This is a genomic window from Amycolatopsis sp. NPDC051716 (assembly GCF_040681595.1).
In the GTDB taxonomy this organism is placed as follows: Bacteria; Actinomycetota; Actinomycetes; order Mycobacteriales; family Pseudonocardiaceae; genus Amycolatopsis.
Window position 1 is genome coordinate 149260 of the sequence record NZ_JBFAZA010000009.1, and the last position, 17337, is coordinate 166596.

General features: G+C 71.9%; 19 protein-coding genes. 4 read left to right on the forward strand and 15 right to left on the reverse strand.

Annotated features, from left to right (window positions below; genetic code table 11):
- Nucleotides 1-2: 2 nt before the first annotated feature.
- From AB0M30_RS14845 to AB0M30_RS14860, 4 genes are all read right to left on the reverse strand, one after another.
- Complete coding sequence (locus AB0M30_RS14845; RefSeq protein WP_364584292.1) at nt 3-1433, reverse strand: carboxylesterase family protein; 1431 nt, start codon at nt 1431-1433, stop codon at nt 3-5.
- A 198-nt stretch (nt 1434-1631) separates the two neighbouring features.
- Complete coding sequence (locus AB0M30_RS14850) at nt 1632-3806, reverse strand: xanthine dehydrogenase family protein molybdopterin-binding subunit (RefSeq protein ID WP_364584294.1); 2175 nt, start codon at nt 3804-3806, stop codon at nt 1632-1634.
- On the reverse strand, nt 3803-4765 hold the full coding sequence (locus AB0M30_RS14855) for a xanthine dehydrogenase family protein subunit M (RefSeq protein WP_364584295.1): 963 nt from the start codon (nt 4763-4765) through the stop codon (nt 3803-3805). Before AB0M30_RS14855 ends, AB0M30_RS14850 begins: the two co-directional genes overlap by 4 nt.
- Nucleotides 4752-5204: a (2Fe-2S)-binding protein gene (locus AB0M30_RS14860; RefSeq protein WP_360176958.1), complete on the reverse strand. Its 453-nt coding sequence runs from the start codon at nt 5202-5204 to the stop codon at nt 4752-4754. The genes AB0M30_RS14855 and AB0M30_RS14860 overlap by 14 nt, the downstream gene beginning before the upstream one ends.
- A gap of 195 nt (nt 5205-5399) precedes the next feature.
- Here AB0M30_RS14860 and AB0M30_RS14865 point away from each other — a divergent pair, with 195 nt between their 5' ends.
- On the forward strand, nt 5400-5975 hold the full coding sequence (locus tag AB0M30_RS14865; RefSeq protein WP_364584297.1) for a TetR/AcrR family transcriptional regulator: 576 nt from the start codon (nt 5400-5402) through the stop codon (nt 5973-5975).
- Here the strand turns inward: AB0M30_RS14865 and AB0M30_RS14870 are convergent.
- On the reverse strand, nt 5972-6331 hold the full coding sequence (locus AB0M30_RS14870) for a hypothetical protein (RefSeq protein WP_364584298.1): 360 nt from the start codon (nt 6329-6331) through the stop codon (nt 5972-5974). The two genes, AB0M30_RS14865 and AB0M30_RS14870, sit on opposite strands and share 4 nt — an antisense overlap.
- A 292-nt stretch (nt 6332-6623) precedes the next feature.
- On the opposite strand from AB0M30_RS14870, the gene AB0M30_RS14875 reads away from it, so the two are divergent.
- Together AB0M30_RS14875 and AB0M30_RS14880 are read left to right on the forward strand one after the other, a co-directional pair.
- Complete coding sequence (locus tag AB0M30_RS14875; RefSeq protein ID WP_364584300.1) at nt 6624-6797, forward strand: hypothetical protein; 174 nt, start codon at nt 6624-6626, stop codon at nt 6795-6797.
- Between the two features lie 27 nt (nt 6798-6824).
- Nucleotides 6825-7946: a ThiF family adenylyltransferase gene (locus AB0M30_RS14880; RefSeq protein ID WP_364584302.1), complete on the forward strand. Its 1122-nt coding sequence runs from the start codon at nt 6825-6827 to the stop codon at nt 7944-7946.
- 231 nt (nt 7947-8177) lie between these two features.
- Here AB0M30_RS14880 and AB0M30_RS14885 read toward each other — a convergent pair whose 3' ends face one another.
- Nucleotides 8178-9662, reverse strand: coding sequence for a CoA-acylating methylmalonate-semialdehyde dehydrogenase (locus tag AB0M30_RS14885; protein WP_364584304.1), 1485 nt, complete (start codon nt 9660-9662; stop codon nt 8178-8180).
- A gap of 41 nt (nt 9663-9703) precedes the next feature.
- On the reverse strand, nt 9704-10573 hold the full coding sequence (locus tag AB0M30_RS14890; protein ID WP_364584306.1) for an aldolase: 870 nt from the start codon (nt 10571-10573) through the stop codon (nt 9704-9706).
- 136 nt (nt 10574-10709) lie between these two features.
- Here AB0M30_RS14890 and AB0M30_RS14895 point away from each other — a divergent pair, with 136 nt between their 5' ends.
- Nucleotides 10710-11486, forward strand: coding sequence for a GntR family transcriptional regulator (locus AB0M30_RS14895; protein ID WP_364584308.1), 777 nt, complete (start codon nt 10710-10712; stop codon nt 11484-11486).
- Here AB0M30_RS14895 and AB0M30_RS14900 read toward each other — a convergent pair.
- The 8 genes from AB0M30_RS14900 to AB0M30_RS14935 form a co-directional block, all read right to left on the reverse strand.
- Nucleotides 11455-11676 carry a hypothetical protein gene (locus AB0M30_RS14900; RefSeq protein WP_364584310.1) on the reverse strand — a complete coding sequence of 74 codons (222 nt, stop codon included), beginning with the start codon at nt 11674-11676 and terminating at the stop codon, nt 11455-11457. The two genes, AB0M30_RS14895 and AB0M30_RS14900, sit on opposite strands and share 32 nt — an antisense overlap.
- Nucleotides 11661-12236, reverse strand: coding sequence for a hypothetical protein (locus tag AB0M30_RS14905; protein ID WP_364584311.1), 576 nt, complete (start codon nt 12234-12236; stop codon nt 11661-11663). The genes AB0M30_RS14900 and AB0M30_RS14905 overlap by 16 nt, the downstream gene beginning before the upstream one ends.
- Nucleotides 12237-12249: 13 nt before the next feature.
- A complete protein-coding gene (locus AB0M30_RS14910; RefSeq protein WP_364584476.1) occupies nt 12250-13389 on the reverse strand; it encodes a zinc-dependent alcohol dehydrogenase in 1140 nt (379 codons plus the stop codon).
- Between the two features lie 68 nt (nt 13390-13457).
- Nucleotides 13458-14648, reverse strand: coding sequence for a PP2C family protein-serine/threonine phosphatase (locus AB0M30_RS14915; RefSeq protein ID WP_364584313.1), 1191 nt, complete (start codon nt 14646-14648; stop codon nt 13458-13460).
- A complete protein-coding gene (locus tag AB0M30_RS14920; protein WP_364584315.1) occupies nt 14648-15640 on the reverse strand; it encodes a SpoIIE family protein phosphatase in 993 nt (330 codons plus the stop codon). Before AB0M30_RS14920 ends, AB0M30_RS14915 begins: the two co-directional genes overlap by 1 nt.
- Nucleotides 15637-16059 carry an ATP-binding protein gene (locus AB0M30_RS14925; protein ID WP_364584317.1) on the reverse strand — a complete coding sequence of 141 codons (423 nt, stop codon included), beginning with the start codon at nt 16057-16059 and terminating at the stop codon, nt 15637-15639. Before AB0M30_RS14925 ends, AB0M30_RS14920 begins: the two co-directional genes overlap by 4 nt.
- Entirely contained in the window at nt 16049-16432 is a 384-nt protein-coding gene (locus AB0M30_RS14930; protein WP_364584319.1) for an STAS domain-containing protein, read from the reverse strand. Before AB0M30_RS14930 ends, AB0M30_RS14925 begins: the two co-directional genes overlap by 11 nt.
- A complete protein-coding gene (locus AB0M30_RS14935) occupies nt 16429-17292 on the reverse strand; it encodes an STAS domain-containing protein (RefSeq protein ID WP_364584321.1) in 864 nt (287 codons plus the stop codon). Before AB0M30_RS14935 ends, AB0M30_RS14930 begins: the two co-directional genes overlap by 4 nt.
- Between the last annotated feature and the right edge of the window lie 45 nt (nt 17293-17337).

A 17337-nucleotide genomic window follows, 5' to 3' on the forward strand; every position in this document is an offset into this window, starting at 1 on the left:
CGTCAGTACGCGTGGAACATCGTGTCCTCGCCGGTGTACTCCGCCCAGCCCGGCGAACCCGTCGTGGCGAAGCGGTGCCAGGCGCCGTTCAGCTCGGCCGCCAGCTCGTGCGGGGGGTTCTCGCCGAGCAGGCCTCGCGGCCCCGAAAGCGTGTCCAGCGCTCCGAACACGAACGGCAGCTCCAGCCCGTGGCACGCACCCAGCCGGCCTTCGAGCAGCGGCGAGCCCCACTCGAACTCGTACCTGAACGTCCGGCCGGTGTGGTGCTCGGCGAGGTCGCGCACGCCGTCGCGGAAGACCAGGTCCGTCAGGGCCTCGACCAGGACCTCGCCCGCCGTGCGGCCCGACCCGAGGCCGTACGCGTACAGCACGCCCGCCGGGTCCGGGTGCGAGACCGCCAGGGAGGCCACCGCCTGGTCGTCGGTGACCGCTTCGAGGGCACCCGTCGGCACCAGGTAGAGCCGCATCTCTTCGCTGCAGCTGCCGGCGATCAGGTCGACGTCCCGGCCCGCGCCCGCCTTGATCGCCTTGGCCGGGTGCTGGGGCAGGACGTCGTCGCCGACCATCGGGAGGAAGGGGCTCAGGCCGTAGCCGCGGTCGTAGCCCAGTGCGTCGCGCAGGTCGGGTGCGCCGCCCGGGCGGAGGACCGCGTCCTGGGCGTCGAGCAGCTGCTCGGTCGACACCTTGCGGAACGCCTCCGCCGTCGGTTCCGCCTTGAGCTCGTCGGCGACCACCTTGGCCAGCCGCCGGGCCTGGACGCTGTCGCGCACCATGTCCGGGTGTCCGCTTTGGACGATCGCGCGGTGGAAGAGCCCGGCCGACAACGGCGAGCCGAGCAGGCAGGAGACGCTGACGGCGCCCGACGCCGCGCCGAAGAGGGTGACGTTGGCGGGGTCGCCGCCGAACGCGGCGATGTTCTCCTGCACCCAGTGCAGCGCCGCGAGCTGGTCGCGCAGGCCGAGGTTGGTCGCCCCGCCGTCGAGGGGGAGGAACCCGTCGATGCCGAGGCGGTACTGCACCGTCACCAGCACCGCGCCGGCGTGGGCGAACGCCGTGCCGTCGTGGACCGCGGCGGACCCGGTGCCGCCGAGGAACGCGCCGCCGTGCACGAACACCAGCACCGGCAGGGAGGCGGCGCCCGGCTGCGGCGTCCACACGTCGACCGTCAGGTACTCCGGCCCCGGGCGCCAGCCGGTGCCGGAGAGCGGGGTCAGGTCGAGGCCGGGCACGTCGTGACGGCGTTGCGGCGCCGTCGGTCCGGGTCTCCGCGTCTCGCGGACACCCTCCCACGGAGGGGCCGGGACGGGTTCGGCGAAGCGCAGTTCGCCGTCGGGCGCGGCGGCGTACGGGATGCCGCGGAAGAGCACCACGCCGGCGGGGGTGACCTGACCGCGGACCGCGCCGGATGTGGTGGGGACGACGGGGTCGGACATGCGGGGGTCCCTTCGTGGACTGTCGGGGGAAGCGCCCGTCAGCCTAGGACCGCGGACGGGCCGCCGTCATGGGCGTTCCGTCTCCGAGGTTGTCGCGGATGGATAACGGCGCCGCCCCGGATCGACCGAGCAGGGGCGGCGCCGTGCGTTCCTGGTGCGGCGTGGGCAGGGCGTCCGGGGACGCCCTGCCCACGCCGGTCAGCCTTCGAGGAGGTCCTCGATGGTGATCGGGATGTGCCGGACCCGGACACCGGTGGCGTTGTACACGGCGTTGGCGACCGCCGCCGCCATCCCGACCGTGCCGATCTCGCCGAGGCCCCGCGCGCCGACCGCGTTGTGCAGGGTGTCCGGGTACTCGACGAAGTGGACGCCGACCTCGGGGATGTCGGCGTTGACCGGCAGCAGGTAGCTCGCGAAGTCGCCGTTGGCGAGCCGGCCGTTCGCCTCGATCTCCAGGCCCTCGTGCAGCGCGGCCGAGACACCCCAGATCATGCCGCCCATGATCTGGCTGCGGGCCGCCTTGTCGTTGATGATCCGGCCCGCGTCGAACACCCCGAGCATCCGCGACACCCGGGCCTCGCGCGTCCACTTGTGCACCCGGACCTCGACGAACTGGGCGCCCCACGAGGCGAAGGAGTGCTTGGTCAGCTCCTCGCCGGGCGCCGACGTCCCGGTCACCTCGAGCGTTTCGCGCCCCACGGTCCGCAGCAGCTCGCCGAAGGTCATCGACTCGCCGTCGGCGAAGACGCGGCCGTCGGCGTAGGTGACCTGCCGCCCGTCGAACGGCGCGCCGGGGTCGGCGGCGAGCGCGGTCAGTTCGTCGATCGCCTTGGTGGCGGCGAGCATGATCGCCGTGCCGGCGCTCGCCGTCGCCGTCGAGCCGCCGGACATGCCGCCCGGCGGGAGGGCCGAGTCGCCGAGGCGCGGGGTGATCCGGTCCGCCGGGATGTCCAGCGATTCGGCGCCCACCAGGGAGAGCACGGTCAGCAGGCCGGTGCCGGGGTCCGCGCCGCTCGTCGCGACGACGGCGGTGTCGTCCGCCCGCAGCGTGATGCCGACGGTGGCCGGGAACCGCAGGGCGGGGAACACCGCGGTGGCCACGCCCATGCCGACGAGCCAGTCGCCGTCGGTGCGGGAGCCCGCCGGGCGGTGCGTCCAGCCGAAGCGGTCCGCGCCGATGCGGAAGCACTCGTCGAGGTGCTTGCTCGACCACTGCAGGTCGTGCCCGGGCGGGGCGGTCGAGTTGTTGCGGACGCGCAGCTCGATCGGGTCCATGCCCAGCTTCACGGCGAGCTCGTCGACCGCGCTCTCCAGCGCGAACGATCCGGGTGCCTCGCCGGGAGCGCGCATGAACGTCGTCGGCGGGACGTTCAGCGGCACGATCTTCTGGGAGATGGACAGGTTCTTCGTGGCGTACCACTCGCGCGAGGTGCCGTGCGACGTCGGTTCGACGAACGACCGGGCGGTGTCGGTGTGGCACCACGAGTCGTGGCGCAGGGCCACCAGGGTGCCGTCCGGCTCGGCGCCGAGCGCGAGCTTCTGCACCGTCGCGGCCCGGCCGGCGGTGGCGGTGAAGACCTGTTCGCGGGTGAGCGCGGCCTTCACCGGCCGGCCGAGGGCGCGGGCCGCAGCCGCGGCCAGGAACGCCGGCGTGGACGTCCGGCCCTTGCCGCCGAACGCGCCGCCGACGAACGGGTTGACCGCGCGGACGGCTTCCGGTGCCAGGTCGAGCGCCGTGGACAGTTCGGCCGCCTGCATGTGGGACGCCTGGTTCCCGCTGTAGACGGTCAGCTCGCCGTCGTCCCACACCGCGACCGCGGAGTGCGGCTCCATCGCGGCGTGGTTCTGCGTCGCGGTCGTGTAGGTCGCCTCGACGACCACCGGGCTCGCGGCCAGGGCGGCATCGAAGGATTCGACGCCGTCTTCGAGCACCTCGATTTCCGGCGGTGCGCCGTCCATGGCCGGGGGCGCGGGTTCGGCCGAGTCGAGGTGTTCGGCGAGCGAGGTCCGGGCGGGCCGCTCGCGGTAGGTGACCTCGACGAGGGTCGCGGCGTCCCGGGCCTGCTCGAACGTCTCCGCGACGACGAAGCCGATCGGCTGGCCGTAGTAGGTGACTTCCTTGTTCTGCAGCGGAACCCACGTCTCGCCGAAGGGCGGCATGCTCGGGGTCTGCAGCGTCAGCGGGTCGAACGGCGTGTAGACCTCGAGGACGCCGGGTGCGCTCTTCGCCGCGGTGGCGTCCACGGCCTCGATCTCGCCGTGCGCGATCGTGCTGAGCAGGACGTAGCCGTAGACCATGCCCGAAAAAGCGTGGTCGGCGCCGTACTTGGCCTCGCCGGTGACCTTCAGCGGCGCGTCCAGCCGGGTGATCATCGGGAGCTCCCCTCGGTCAGTTCGAGCAGCGCTCGGATGATGGTCCGCTGCAGCAGCGTCACCTTGAACCCGTTCTCGGACAACGGTTGTGCGCCGTCGACGGCCGCGGCCGCGGCCGCTTCGAAGGCGGCCTCGGTCGCCGGGCCGCCCCGCAGGGCCGCTTCGACGGCCGGCAGCCGCCACGGCACCGTCCCGACGCCGCCGGCCGCGACGCGGGCGTCGGCGACGACCCCGTCCCGGACGTCCAGCGCGACGGCGGCGGAGCACAGCGCGAACTCGTAGGACTGCCGGTCGCGAACCTTCACGTAGGTGGAGTTCGCGGCCCAGTCCAGCCGCGGCACGACGACCTCGGTGATCAGTTCGCCGGGGCGCAGGTCGTTCTCCACGGCGGGGGTCTCGCCGGGCAGCTGGTAGAAGTCGCCGAGCGCGACCTCGCGGGTGCCGGTCGCGTCCGCCAGCCGCAGGCGGGCGTCGAGGGCGACCAGGGCGACGGCGACGTCGCTGGCGTGCGTCGCCACGCACGACTCGCTGGTGCCGAGGATCGCGTGCATCCGGTTCGCGCCGGTGATCGCGGAACAGCCGCTGCCCGGAACGCGCTTGTTGCACGGCATGGCGACGTCGCGGAAGTACGAGCAGCGCGTGCGCTGCAGCAGGTTCCCGCCGATGCTGGCCATGTTCCGCAGCTGCTGGGACGCGCTCAGCAGCAGGGCACGCGAAATCGCCGGGTAGACGCCGGGGTGGGCGGCGATGGCGCCCATCCGCTCGAGCGCGCCGAAGCGCAGCCCGTCGGTGGTGTCGATGCCGCGCAGCGGAACGTCGTTGATGTCCAGGACGTGGTCCGGCGTCAGGACGTCCAGCTTCATGAGGTCGACCAGGGTCGTCCCGCCGGCCAGGTACGTGCCGGGTGTGGCGACCGCCGCTTCGACGGTGGTGGGTGCGGTCAGCTCAAAGGGACGCATCGGCCCGCCTCGCCTGCTCGACGGCCTTGACGATGTTCGGGTAGGCCGCGCACCGGCAGAGGTTGCCGGACATGAACTCCCGCACGTCGTCGACGTCCTGCTCGACGGCGGCGACCGCCGACATGATCTGCCCGGCGGTGCAGAACCCGCACTGCAGGGCGTCCTGGTCGACGAACGCCTGCTGCACCGGGTGCAGGCCGTCCTCAGTGGACAGTCCTTCGACGGTGGTCACCGGCTGCTTGACGGTGGCGGCCAGGGTGAGGCACGACAGCACGGGCCGGCCGTCGACGTGCACGGTGCAGGCGCCGCACTGCCCGCGGTCGCAGCCCTTCTTCGGGCCGGTGACGGCGAGGCGCTCGCGCAGGGCGTCCAGGAGCGTGACGCCGGGATCGACGTCCAGGTGTTCGGTTTTGCCGTTGACTTGGAGTGAGATTTCCACTGGTCTCTTTCCGCGGAGCCGGGCGGACTGCCCGACGGTGTGGTGGGGCGGTGAAGGGCGGGAGCGGATACTCATCCGCTTCACTCGGTCGCGAGGCTAGCGGATTACAATCCGCTTGGCAATGAACCGCAGAGGCTGGAGCTGCTCCAGCACTCGGCTAGATTCAGCGGGACGGCACGACCACCGGGAGGAACGATGACGACCGGATCGGTCAGCCCGCGCCGCGCGGACACGCGGCGCAACCACGAGCGCATCCTCGCCGCCGCGGCGGCCTCGCTGGCCGACACGGGCGAGGTCTCGTTCAACGCGATCGCCAAGCAGGCCGAGGTCGGCGTCGGCACGGTCTACCGGCACTTCCCGACGCCGGAGTCGCTGATCCTGGCGGTCTACCGGCGCGAGGTCCGGCACATCGTGGAAGTCGTGCCGGTGCTGCTGGAGAAGCACGCCCCGGACCAAGCCTTCCGGGTCTGGGTGACCGACCACGTCGCCCACTACATGATGACGAAGAAGGGGCTGGCCGACGCGCTGCGGACCGCGACGGCGTTCCGGGGCGAGCTGCCGGGCGACGCCTACGAGGACATGCTCGGCGCGGTGTCGGCGATGCTCGGAGCCAACGTCGCGGCCGGCACGGTCCGGCCGGGCCTGACCCCGGTGCTGGTCATGCGCGGACTGGGCGGCCTCCTGTGGCTCGACCCGGAGGGTGACTGGAAGGGCGATGCGGCGGACCTCGCCGATCTGCTCTGGCACGGGATGGCCGCGCAGCCCGGCTAGGCTTCGCCGTCGAGGTGGACGGTCACGGTGACCCGCCCCTTCGCATCGCGGCGCGCGACCGCGTGCCCGGTGCGGCCGGTGTCGCCGAGTTCGAGGGTGAGCGGGGCACCGTCGCCGGTGAAGTTGCGCCACCACGACTTCGCGTCGGGCATCATCACGCCGATGGTGACGACGTCGCCGGCTTGCCGATAGCCGACCGGAGTGCGGAAGGTGCGCCCCGACCGCCGGCCCGTGTAGGTGATCTCGGTGAGGTGGCGGCGGACCATCGGTCCCCAGCGCGGCGACGTCCGGAGCGCGCCCACACAGGTGTTGAAGCGGTGGACGGCGTTCTTCGGGAAGGGGACTCGGTATCCCACAGCGGCCTCCTTCGGCGGGCTGCCGCCACGGTACCGGAAAACGGAGAAGGATGTTCCGGTTGCGGCCGCCGTGCCGAACGACCGAGCCGACGTGCGCCGAGCAGTCAATCGCGGACTCGTCCTAGTACCTCGCCAAGGAAGGGAGCACGACGAAGCGCAGCGCCTGGTCGAGATCGCCAGGGCGACACCCGGCGTGTAGCCCTGCTACGGGTGGTGTTGTCCGGCGCATGGGAACTGGGCGAGGTGTGTCGTGGAGTGTATGGTCGATTTCGCATCGACTGGGGAGGACATCATGATCGACGCAATTGTGCTGGAACCACTCGCCGACCGCATCGCCGCAGCCGCCGACCAGGGCATGTGGGACGTTCCGCTCGTGCTCCAGGCCGCGCCGGAGCGCACCGCGCTGGTCGCCGACCAGGGCATCTTCGAGTGGCCGGTCGTCGCAGGCGAACAGCGGGACGCCTGACCGAACGCGGCCGGGAGGACCTCGTCCGTGGGCTTGGAGAAGCCCAGGCTCAAGCCTTCTCATCCGGTGATCCGCACCGCCGCCGGTGACGTCGTCATCGGCAAGCTGGCTCGTAACTCCTATGTGGTGCGGGATGCGCCGCAGGCCTTTGTCGACTTGCTGTTGCTCCTCGACGGCACGCGCACAACAGCGCAACTGGCCGACGAGCTGCTGGCCGACGAAGAGCAGGTGCGCCGGCTCGTCGGGCAGCTGGCCGGGGCGGGGTTGTTGGACGACGGGGCCGCCGAGTCCGCGTTGAGCGCGGTCGAGCTGGAGCGGTATGACCGCCAGCTGCTCCAGTTCTCCGCGTACGAACGGGATTCGCTGCCGGGGTTCGCCTACCAGGAACGTCTGCGTGTCCAACGGGTGTGTCTGCTTGGCATGGGCGGCTGGGGATCGTGGCTGGCGCTGAACCTCGCACTGACCGGCTTCGGCACGTTGCGTCTCGTCGACGGTGACCGGGTCGAGCTGTCCAACCTCGGCCGGCAGGTGCTCTACGACACCTCCGCCGTTGGCGAGCTCAAGGTGACGGCGGCACGCGACGCACTGAGGCGGATCAACCCCCACGTCGCCGTCGAGGAAGTGCCGGAGTTCGTCGGTCCCGACCGCGCCCAAGTTGAACGACTGCTGCGGGACACGACCCTGATTTGCCTGTGCTGGACCAACGACGCGCATTTCGTCCCCGGCACGACCGGGGAGATGGTCCATGAAGTGGCGAGGCGGGCGCGCATCGCCGTGCTGGAGGTGGCGGGAGATCCCTTCGACGTCACCGTCGGTCCGCTCTATCCGAACGATGGCACCGGACCGTGCTTCCGATGTGTGCGGCCACAGCTCCAGTCATTGTGGTGGGGGCCGGGCACGACAACGTCGGAGCTGCGCAAGGCCCAGCTGAGCGTGACACCATTGCGGCGGACCGAGAACTGGCAGAGCGCGCCCTCCTTGTCCACGATGGCAGGGCTCGCGGTGAACGACCTCATGGCCTTCGCGACCGGATACGCTGAACCGACGCTGCTGGGGCGTCGGTTCAGCGTCGCACTACGCACCCTGGAGACGAGAACCGACGAGTTCACGGCCCGCGCGGACTGCTGCGCGACACACCCACTGTCGTGAGCGGCCGCAGCATCAGCGCGACGGGCACAAGGCAGCAATAGAACGTAACGTGTCGTGAAAGTACGACAGCGGCACAGCAAGGGCTGCTGCCGTACCAGTGTCCTGCGTCAGAAATGCGGCGCGACGATCCCGGACCGCCGCGGCCGCACCCGATCCCGGATCGAAGCTTCGCGGTCACCAGCCTCGAGTCCGCGCGACACGGTTACAACGCCCACCTTCCTTGCCGAGGCGCTAGCTGGACGTGGGGAAGTTGAAGGCGGCCTCGGAGTGCGGCCAGCGGGTGGTGACCACCTTCGCGCGGGTGTAGAAGCGGACGCCCGCGGGGCCGTGGATCGGGCTGTCGCCGATGAGGGAATCCTTCCAGCCGCCGAAGGAGTAGTACGACATCGGGACCGGGATCGGGACGTTGACGCCGATCATGCCGACCTTCACCTCGCGCTGGAACTTGCGCGCTGCTTCGCCGCTTGCGGTGAAGACGGCGGTGCCGTTGCCGTAGGGGTTGGCATTGATGACGGCGATCGCCTCGTCCAGCGTTCCGGCGCGGACGATCGCCAGCACCGGGCCGAAGATCTCCTCGCGGTAGGCGTCCATCTCGGGGGTGACGGCGTCGAGCAGGGACGGACCGACGAAGAAGCCTTCCTCGTGGCCTTCGACCTTCAGGTCGCGGCCGTCGACGACGACCTTCGCGCCTTGCTCCGCGCCGCGGGCGACGGAGTGGACCACGCGCTCGCGGGCGGCCTCGGTGACGACCGGGCCCATGTCGCTGGCCGGGTCGGTGCCGGGGCCGACCTTCACCTCGTGGGCCTTGCGTTCGAGGATCTCCACCAGCTTGTCGCCGGCCGAGCCGACGGCGACGCCGACGGAGATCGCCATGCACCGCTGGCCGGCCGAGCCGAACGCGGCGGCCGTGAGGTGGTCGGCGGCGTACTCGAGGTCGGCGTCGGGCAGCACGACGGCGTGGTTCTTCGCGCCGCCGAGGGCTTGGACGCGCTTGCCCGCCGCGGTGCCGCGTTCGTGGACGTACTTGGCGATGGGTGTCGAGCCGACGAAGGACACCGCCGCGATGCCGGGGTGGTCGAGGATCGCGTCGACCGCGGTCTTGTCGCCGTGCACCACGTTGAAGACGCCATCCGGCAACCCGGCTTCGGCGTACAGCCGCGCGACGAAGTTCGAGGCCGATGGGTCGCGTTCGCTCGGCTTGAGGACGAAGGTGTTTCCGGTGGCGATGGCGATCGGGTGCATCCACAGCGGCACCATGATCGGGAAGTTGAACGGGGTGATCCCGGCGACCACGCCCAGGGGCTGGCGGAAGTCGTGCACGTCGACGTCGCGGGAGACCTGGTCGGAGAAGCTGCCCTTGAGCGCGTCGGCGATGCCGCAGGCGTACTCGACGACCTCGCGGCCGCGGACGATCTCGCCCCGGGCGTCCTCGATCACCTTGCCGTGCTCGGCGGAGATGATGCGGGCGAGCTCGTCTTCGTGCCGCACCAGCAGCTCACGGAAGGCGAACATGACCTTGGTGCGCTGGGACAGCGAGGAATCGCCCCAGGACTCGAAGGCCTTGCCGGCGGCCGCGACCGCGATGTCCAGATCGGACGCTTCGGCGAGAAGAACCGACGCCTGCCGCTGCCCGGTGGCCGGGTCGTAGACCGGCGCCGTGCGGGTCGAGCCCGCCGGTGTCGCGGTGCCGTTGATCCAGTGTTCGATGGTGTGCACGGGGTTCCTCCGGGTAGTGGCGCCGGTGCGGTGGGGCGGGTTCACAGCAGGCCCACCGCGGTGTCGACGGCCTTGGCGACGTCGCCGTCGTGGGGGTAGAGCAGCGACCGGCCGACGACCAGGCCCTGCACGGTCGGCTGGGTCAGGGCCCGCTGCCAGGCGGCGAAGGCCGCGTCCGGGTCCTTCACCTCGCCGCCGAGCAGGACGGCCGGCAGGGTCGAGGACGCGAGGACACGTTCCATGTCGTCCACGACCGGGAGCTTGAGCCAGGTGTAGGCCGAGGAGCGGCCGAGTCCGGCGGCGATCGTAATCGACTTGATGACGGCGTCGGGGGAGAGGTCGTTCTGCACGCGCCCGTCGACCCACCTCGACAGGAACGGCTCGACCAGCGCCATCAGCTTGCGGTCGGCCAGCTCGTTGACCGCCTTCGCGGTGTTCTCCAGGACGCTGGGCGTGGCCGGGTCCTCCAGGCAGATCCGGGTCAGGGTCTTGCCGCCGTCGAAGCGCATCCGCTCGATCGCTTCGGCGTCGTAGCAGGCGAAGCGATCGTCGATCTCGAAGCTCGACCCGGCCAGCCCGGTGCGGTTCATCGACCCGATCACCGTCTTGCCGTCGAGCACGCCGAGCAGCAGCAGGTCGTCGATGACGTCCGCGGTCGCCAGGACGCCGGTGACGCCCGGGCGTTCCAGCGCCAGGCACAGCCGCTCCAGCAGTTCGCCGCGATCGGCCATCGCCGACGGGTTGCCGCCCACCGCGTTCGCCCCGCGGGCGGGGTGATCCGCCGCGATGATCATGGTGCGGCCCCGGTCGTTGAAGGGCGACCCCGCGCGGATGCGGTTCGCGGCCGCCTCGGCGATCGCTCCCGGGTCGTGCACGCGCCGGGCGACGATGCGCCGCACCACGTCGGTCACAGGTCCGCTCCCCGCTGTTCCCCGGACACGCCCTTCGTGTCCCTGTCGCCGACGATTCCAGCGCCGGAGGACTTTGTCAAGACATATGGACAACACGTCATCCCAACAGGTGGCGCGGAGGCGGTAGGCTTCGCGGATGAGCAAGCCGGACGTGATCTTCCCGGCCTGGGACGCGGGGCGTGAGATCGTCCTGGACCCGGGCAGCCCCGAGCCGCTGTACTTCCAGGTGTCCCGGCAGCTGCACGCGGCGATCGAGGACGGCAGGCTGCCGGCGGGGGCGCGGCTGGGCAACGAGGTCGACCTCGCCGCGAAGCTGCGCCTGTCGCGGCCGACGATCCGCCAGGCGATCCAGACGCTGGTCAACCAGGGCCTGCTCGTGCGGCGGCGCGGGGTCGGCACGCAGGTCGTCCGCACGAAGGTCGCCCGGCCGCTGCGGCTGAGCAGCCTGTTCGACGACCTCACCGGGCTGGGCGGCAAGCCGGAGTCGGCGGTGCTGGTCAACCGGGTCGAGGAGGCCGGCGCCGAGGTGGCCGAGCTGCTCGAAGCGCCCGGGCTGACGCACGTGCGGCGGCTGAAGCGGCTCCGCTCGACCGATGGCGAGCCGCTCGCCCTGATGAACAACTACCTGCCCGACGGCGTTCTCGATGCCGACGACGACGAGCTGCGCGAGCGCGGGCTCTACCAGCTCCTGCGGTCGGCGGGGGTGCGGCTGCACGCGGCCGAGCAGAACATCGGTGCCCGGCTCGCGACCGAAGAGGACGCGGAACTGCTGCGGGAGGAGCCGGGGGCGGCGTTGCTCACGATGCAGCGCACGACCTACGACGACTCCGGCCGGGTGGTCGAGTACGGGTGGCACGTGTACCGGGCGTCCCGGTACACCTTCAACCTCTCGCTGACCAACGGACCTCAGTAAAGACGTCAGCCGTGCCCGCGGCGACCCCGGTTCCTTCCCGGACTCCCGCTTTCGTCGTGAGCTTGCCGTCGACGGCGACGCCGTGCGCCTTCCCGGGCGTGGCCGCGGGCCGGTCCGCCGGGGCACCGGCCGCGACGGCGAGCGCGAGGAGCCCCGCCGCCGCGAGCCGGGCGATCAGCGGCGGCGCCACCGCAGCACCTTCCGGACCGCCGAACAGGCCAGGCCCGCCGCCAGCACCCAAGGACCGGCGATGATGAGCGGGTCCGCCAGGTGGTGCTTGACGTCCGCGCGGTTCTTCCCCGCCCGCGACGAGAAACCGTGCCGGGTGAACTCGCTCAGCACGCCGGTTTCGGTGATCGGGTTGTCCGGGCGGAGCGTGGCGAACGAGCGCAGGTGGCTCTCCCAGGCGTCCACGCGGTCGGCGGCCAGCAGGAGCAGCCAGTGCGCGGCCCGCCCTTCGCTGTACTTCCGGTAGGAAAACCGGCGCAGGGCACCGGAAAGTCCCTTCGGGGGACAGGACGTCCCGAAGACCGGGGTCAGGAACTCGTGCTCGATCGAGCGCTCCCGCGGCCATTTTTCCGGCTGCCGCTCGGGAAACTCCCAGTGGGCGCCGGTCTTGTCCTCCTGCCACCGCAGCTTCGGCACCGACGGCCGGTCCTTCGGGTCCAGGTCCGCACCCCAGCCCGGGATCCGCGCGCGCAGGCTGTCGCTCGACTCGGCGATCGGCGGCCGCTCCGACGTGTAGGTCATGGTCGTTCCTTCCTCAGCCGGCGTCCGGGACGATGAGCGGCTTGATGCAGCCGTCCAGCTTGGCGGAAAAGATGTGGTAGCCCTCGGCGATGTGCTCGAGCGGGATCCGGTGGGTGACGATGTCGCTCGGCTTGAGGTAGCCGTTGCGGATGTGCTCGAACAACCGCGGCCACTGCCGCTTCACCGGGCACTGGTTCATCCGCAGCGTGAGGCCCTTGTTCATCGCGTCGCCGAACTTGACGGCGCTGAACATCGGGCCGTAGGCGCCCATCACCGAGATCGTGCCGCCCTTGCGGACGCCGTCGATGCACCAGTTGAGCGCCACCGGGGAGCCGCCCTGCAGCTTCAGCTTGGCCGAGGTGACGTGCTGGGTGAGGTTGCCGTCGGCCTCCGCGCCCACCGCGTCGATGGCGACGTCGGCGCCGAGGTGGTCGGTGAGCTTCTTGAGGTGCACGACGATGTCGTCGTATTCGGTGAAGTTGTAGGTCTCGGCGTGGGCGAAGGTGCGCGCCTTCTCCAGCCGGTTTTCCAAGTGGTCGATGACGATCACCCGGCCCGCGCCCATCAGCCACGCCGACTTCGCCGCGAACAGGCCCACCGGCCCGGCCCCGAACACCACCACGACGTCGCCCTCGGCGATTTCGCCGAGCTGGGCGCCGAAGTAGCCGGTGGAAAGTGCGTCGGTGAGCAGGACGGCGTCTTCGTCGTCCAGCCAGTCCGGGATCACCGTGGGCCCCACGTCGGCGAACGGCACCCGGACGAACTCGGCCTGCCCGCCGTCGTACCCGCCGCAGGTATGGGAGTAGCCGTAGATGCCGCCGACGGCGGTGGCGTTCGGGTTGACGTTGTGGCAGTTGGAATACAACCCCCGCGCGCAGAACCAGCACGTCCCGCAGAAGACGTTGAACGGCACCATGACGCGGTCGCCGCGCCGCAGGTTCCGCACGCCGGAGCCGACTTCCTCGACCACGCCGATGAACTCGTGGCCGAAGGTCATGCCGACCCGCGTGTCCGGCATCATCCCGTGGTACAGGTGCAGGTCCGAACCGCAGATCGCGGCCAGCTTCACCCGGACGATCGCATCACCGGGATGCTCGATCGCCGGGACGTCCTTTTCTTCGACGCGGACCTTGTACGGCCCGCGGTACACCATCGCACGCACAGCGCCTCCTTCCGACGGGTCGTCGGCGCATACCCGGGTCCGGTGGGGCTAACCGCGGCCTACGACGCGGCGGTCCGGCGCAGCGCCAGGACGACCGTGTCGTCGGCGTGCAGCACCACGTCGTGCATCCGGGTCACCAGCTCGCGCGGCAGGCCCGCCGTCGGCCGGCTCCGGTGGGCTTCGGCCAGCTTCAACAGCCGGGCCTGGCCTTCGTCGACGTCCTTGCGGCTCTCGACCAGGCCGTCCGTGTAGAGCAGCACCGTGTCGCCCTCGGCCAGGACCACGTCGACCAGCTCGCGGCTGCCCGGGTCGGGGAAGCCGACCCCGCGGCCCGGCACCGGCGCCGGCAGCAGCCGCGCCGGCTCGGCCGCCGTGACCAGCACCGGCTCCGGGTGACCGCCGTTCGCGAACCGGGTGCGGCCCGTCGCCGGGTCCATCCGGGCCAGCAGGACCGTGGCCATCAGGCCCGGTTCGATCGCCGCCAGGGTGTGGGACGCGTGCGCGATCAGGTCGCGGAACGGGTGGCCCTCCAAGGCGAGCGTGCGGATGGCGTGCGTGACCGTCAGGGCGTGCCGGGTCGAGGTGACGCCGTGGCCGACCGCGTCGACCAGGGTCACGTGGACGTGGCCGTCGGGCAGGACGAACCAGTCGTACAGGTCGCCACCGGTCGGGGAGTCCTGGTCGGTCGGCGAATAGTGGACGGCCAGCTCCAGGCCCGGCACCACCGGCGGCCGCGGGCGCAGCGCGTCCTCCAGCTCGCGGAAGATGGCCGCGTGCGCCCGGCGGAGCTGCTCGTCGCGCTGTTCGAGCTCGACGTACATCGCCAGCACGCCGCTGTTGGTCTCCGCGATCTCGTGCTTGAGGTCCCGTTGTTCGTGCGCGAGGGTGTCGGCGCGGGCCACCAGCGCCAGCATCTCTTCGCGCGTCGCCCGGTCGTCGTCGGGGTCGGCCGGGGCCGCCGGCCCGCCGCCGGTGAGGTGCCAGGTCAGCGTCCGGCCGTCGCCGCGCTCGGGCAGCAGCGGCAGGGCGTCGCGGCTGCCCTGGCTGACCGCGTGGTCGAGCTGCACGGTGACGGCGAGCCGCCGGTCTGAAGCCGCCGTGGCCACGTCCACCGTTTCGCCCGCGGTGAGGGCGGGCTCGGCGAGCAGGGTGACGGCGAGGACCAGCCGCCCGCGGTCGTCGGCGGGCACGCCGGCCTCGGTGCAGGCCGTGCGGAGGCGCCGCCGGATCCGGGCCAGGTCGGGGCGCATCAGGCGGACCGGTCCGCGCTGAGGGCGAGCATCGCCGCGTCGTCGCGGGCGTTCCGGTGCCGGTGGGCGAGGTCCGCGGCGAGCAGCAGCAGGTCCGGGGCCCGGCCGGGGACGCGCCAGCCGGTGCCGACGCCGTCGGTGTGCAGGACGACGACGTCCTCGTCGGTCAGCGTCAGGTGCCGGACCGGTGCCGAGGGCAGGGTGAACCCGACGATGCCGGGGGTGCTGAGCAGCAGCCGGGACGGCCCGTCGCCGAGGCTCGCGCCGCTGACGTTGCCGACGCCGCAGAACTCGAGCCGCCGCGGCGCGATCCGCACGAGCGCGACCGCCGCGCCGCGGGTCGTGCGCAGCGCGCGGTGCATGTTGGTCAGCTGGTGCGACAGCGGGCGGTCCGGGTTTTCGGTGAACACGCGCAGCGCGGCGTCCGCGGCTTCGGCGGCGTCGGGGCCGTGGCCGAGCCCGTCGGCGACGACGGCGGTCCGGCTGCCGGTGACGTCGGCCAGCGCGACGGCGTCACCGCAGTACTCCTCGCCGTCGCGCGGCAGGCGGAAGTGCCCGATCGCGCGGCGGGGCGGTGGCACCGCGGGGTCGAGCAGGCGCGCGGCGGCGAGGGTCCCGGCCGTGGGCGAGGACGTGATCCGGAACTCGGCCGCCATCCGCTTCACCGCGCCGAGGCCGGTGCCCATCGTGGCGGTGGTCGTGTTGCCGTCGAGCAGCCAGTGGTCGAGGTCGGTCATGCCGGGGCCGTCGTCGGCGGCCAGCACGTCGACGCCGCGGCCGACGAGCGAGCGCTGCACGAATACCGAGCCGCCCCGGGTGTGCTTGTCGATGTTGCCCGCGAGCTCGGCCGCCACCACCGCGGCGCGGTCGGCGAGCACGCCCGCGAAGCCGGCTTCGTGCGCGGCTTCGCGGGCGACGCGGGCGGCGGCGTACCCGGCGCTCGGGTGGTCGACGCGGATCTGGCGCGTCAGGCCGGCGATGGTCGCGGTCATGGCTTCCAGCGCACGACGGTGACGGTGGTGCCCCGGCCGGGCGCGGTGTCGAGGTCGAACTCGTCGACCAGCCGCCGGGTGCCGCCGAGGCCGTGCCCGAGCCCCGCGCCGGTGCTGAAGCCGTCGGTCATCGCCTGGTCGACGTCGGCGATCCCGGGCCCCTCGTCGCGTACCCGGAGCCGGAGCCCGAGCCGCCCGCCCGGGTCCCGCACGGCCTCGACGGTCATGGTGCCGCCCCCGCCGTGGATGTAGGCGTTGCGGACCAGCTCGCTGGCCGCGGTCACGATCTTCGTCTGGTCGACGATGGTGAACCCGGCGGCGACCGCGGCCGCCCGCACGGCGTGCCGGGCCGCGAGGAGGTCCTCCTCCACCCGGACCGGGTGCTCGCCGGAGGGGACGGTCCGTTCGTCAGAAAGCATGGGGCGCTTCTCCGGCGGGACGGCGCCAGCCCAGCAGCTCCATCGCCTGTTCCGCGTTGAGGGCGGTCTGCACGCCGGTCAGCTGCAGCCCGAGCTCGGTCAGCGTCAGCGCGACGGCCGGGCGCATCCCCGCCACGATCATCCGCGTGCCGAGCAGCCGCCCGGTGCCGGCCAGCTGCATGAGCACCCGGGCGATGAACGAGTCGATGATCTCCAGCCGGGAGATGTCGACGATGACGCCGCGGATGCTCTCGTTCGCGATTCGCGTGGTCAGCTCGTCGGTGAACGCGAGCGCGGTCTTGTCGTCCAGGTCGCTCAGCAGGCCGCCGAGCAGGATGTCGCCGAGCCGCAGGATCGGCACGCCGGTGTTCACCCGGTCACCGCACCCGGGCGGCCGTTGTCGCCGAGCAACTGCATCGCGGTCGCCAGCGCGTCGGCCAGCGAGCCGCGGGTGACGATGTGCGAGAGGTCGATGCCCAGCTGGGTGATGGTCTGGGCGATCGACGGCCGGATGCCGCTGATCACGCACTCCGCGCCCATCAGCCGGACCGCGCTGACGGTCTGCAGCAGGTGCTGCGCCACCGCGGTGTCGACGGTCGGGACGCCGGTGATGTCGATGATCGCCACCCGGGCTTCGTTGGCCTGGATCGACTCCAGGAGGTTGTTCATCACGACCTGGGTCCGGGCGCTGTCGAGCGTGCCGATCAGCGGCACCGCGAGGACGTGACGCCACAGCCGCACGACGGGCGTGGACAGCTCGAGCATCTGGCTGTGCTGCTCGCGGATGATCCGCTCGCGACCGGCGGAGTAGACCTCGAACGTCAGCACACCCGCGCTGTCGAGCAGTTCGTTCACCAGCAGCGCGGCCCGGTAGCGCAGCGCGGAATCGTCGGTGTGCCGCTCGATCGCGCTCAGCATCGTGCGCTTGAGCGCGAGGATCGCCATGGCGGTGGCCGACGGCTGGGCGCCCGCGCGGGCCCGGCGCTCCGACAGCGACGTCAGCGCGTCCCGCACCGCGGGATCCTGGTCGACGATCCGGGACACCGGGAGCGTGCCGCCCAGCGCGGCCCGGAGGGCCTCCAGCAGTTCGACGGCCTCGCGCCGCAGCTCCTGCCCGCTTCGGTCGCCTTCGCGCGGCTCCTGCCCCGCCCAGTCGCGGGCCAGCGTGGCCCGGTCTTCTTCCAGCATGCGCGCCAAGACCGTGCGGACCTGGCTGTCGTCCGTGCCCAGCACCGACTTCTCCTTCGGTGTTCGGGGCGCGCTCTGCTGTACGCCGGC

Excerpts from the sequence above, each read along its gene's own strand:
- AB0M30_RS14845 (WP_364584292.1), bottom strand. The coding sequence starts at position 1,433 with ATGTCCGACCCCGTCGTCCCCACCACATCCGGCGCGGTCCGCGGTCAG.
- AB0M30_RS14850 (WP_364584294.1), bottom strand. The coding sequence starts at position 3,806 with ATGATCACCCGGCTGGACGCGCCGCTGAAGGTCACCGGCGAGGCCAAG.
- AB0M30_RS14855 (WP_364584295.1), bottom strand. The coding sequence starts at position 4,765 with ATGCGTCCCTTTGAGCTGACCGCACCCACCACCGTCGAAGCGGCGGTC.
- AB0M30_RS14865 (WP_364584297.1), top strand. The coding sequence starts at position 5,400 with ATGACGACCGGATCGGTCAGCCCGCGCCGCGCGGACACGCGGCGCAAC.
- AB0M30_RS14875 (WP_364584300.1), top strand. The coding sequence starts at position 6,624 with ATGATCGACGCAATTGTGCTGGAACCACTCGCCGACCGCATCGCCGCA.
- AB0M30_RS14895 (WP_364584308.1), top strand. The coding sequence starts at position 10,710 with ATGAGCAAGCCGGACGTGATCTTCCCGGCCTGGGACGCGGGGCGTGAG.
- AB0M30_RS14905 (WP_364584311.1), bottom strand. The coding sequence starts at position 12,236 with ATGACCTACACGTCGGAGCGGCCGCCGATCGCCGAGTCGAGCGACAGC.
- AB0M30_RS14910 (WP_364584476.1), bottom strand. The coding sequence starts at position 13,389 with ATGGTGTACCGCGGGCCGTACAAGGTCCGCGTCGAAGAAAAGGACGTC.
- AB0M30_RS14915 (WP_364584313.1), bottom strand. The coding sequence starts at position 14,648 with ATGCGCCCCGACCTGGCCCGGATCCGGCGGCGCCTCCGCACGGCCTGC.
- AB0M30_RS14920 (WP_364584315.1), bottom strand. The coding sequence starts at position 15,640 with ATGACCGCGACCATCGCCGGCCTGACGCGCCAGATCCGCGTCGACCAC.
- AB0M30_RS14925 (WP_364584317.1), bottom strand. The coding sequence starts at position 16,059 with ATGCTTTCTGACGAACGGACCGTCCCCTCCGGCGAGCACCCGGTCCGG.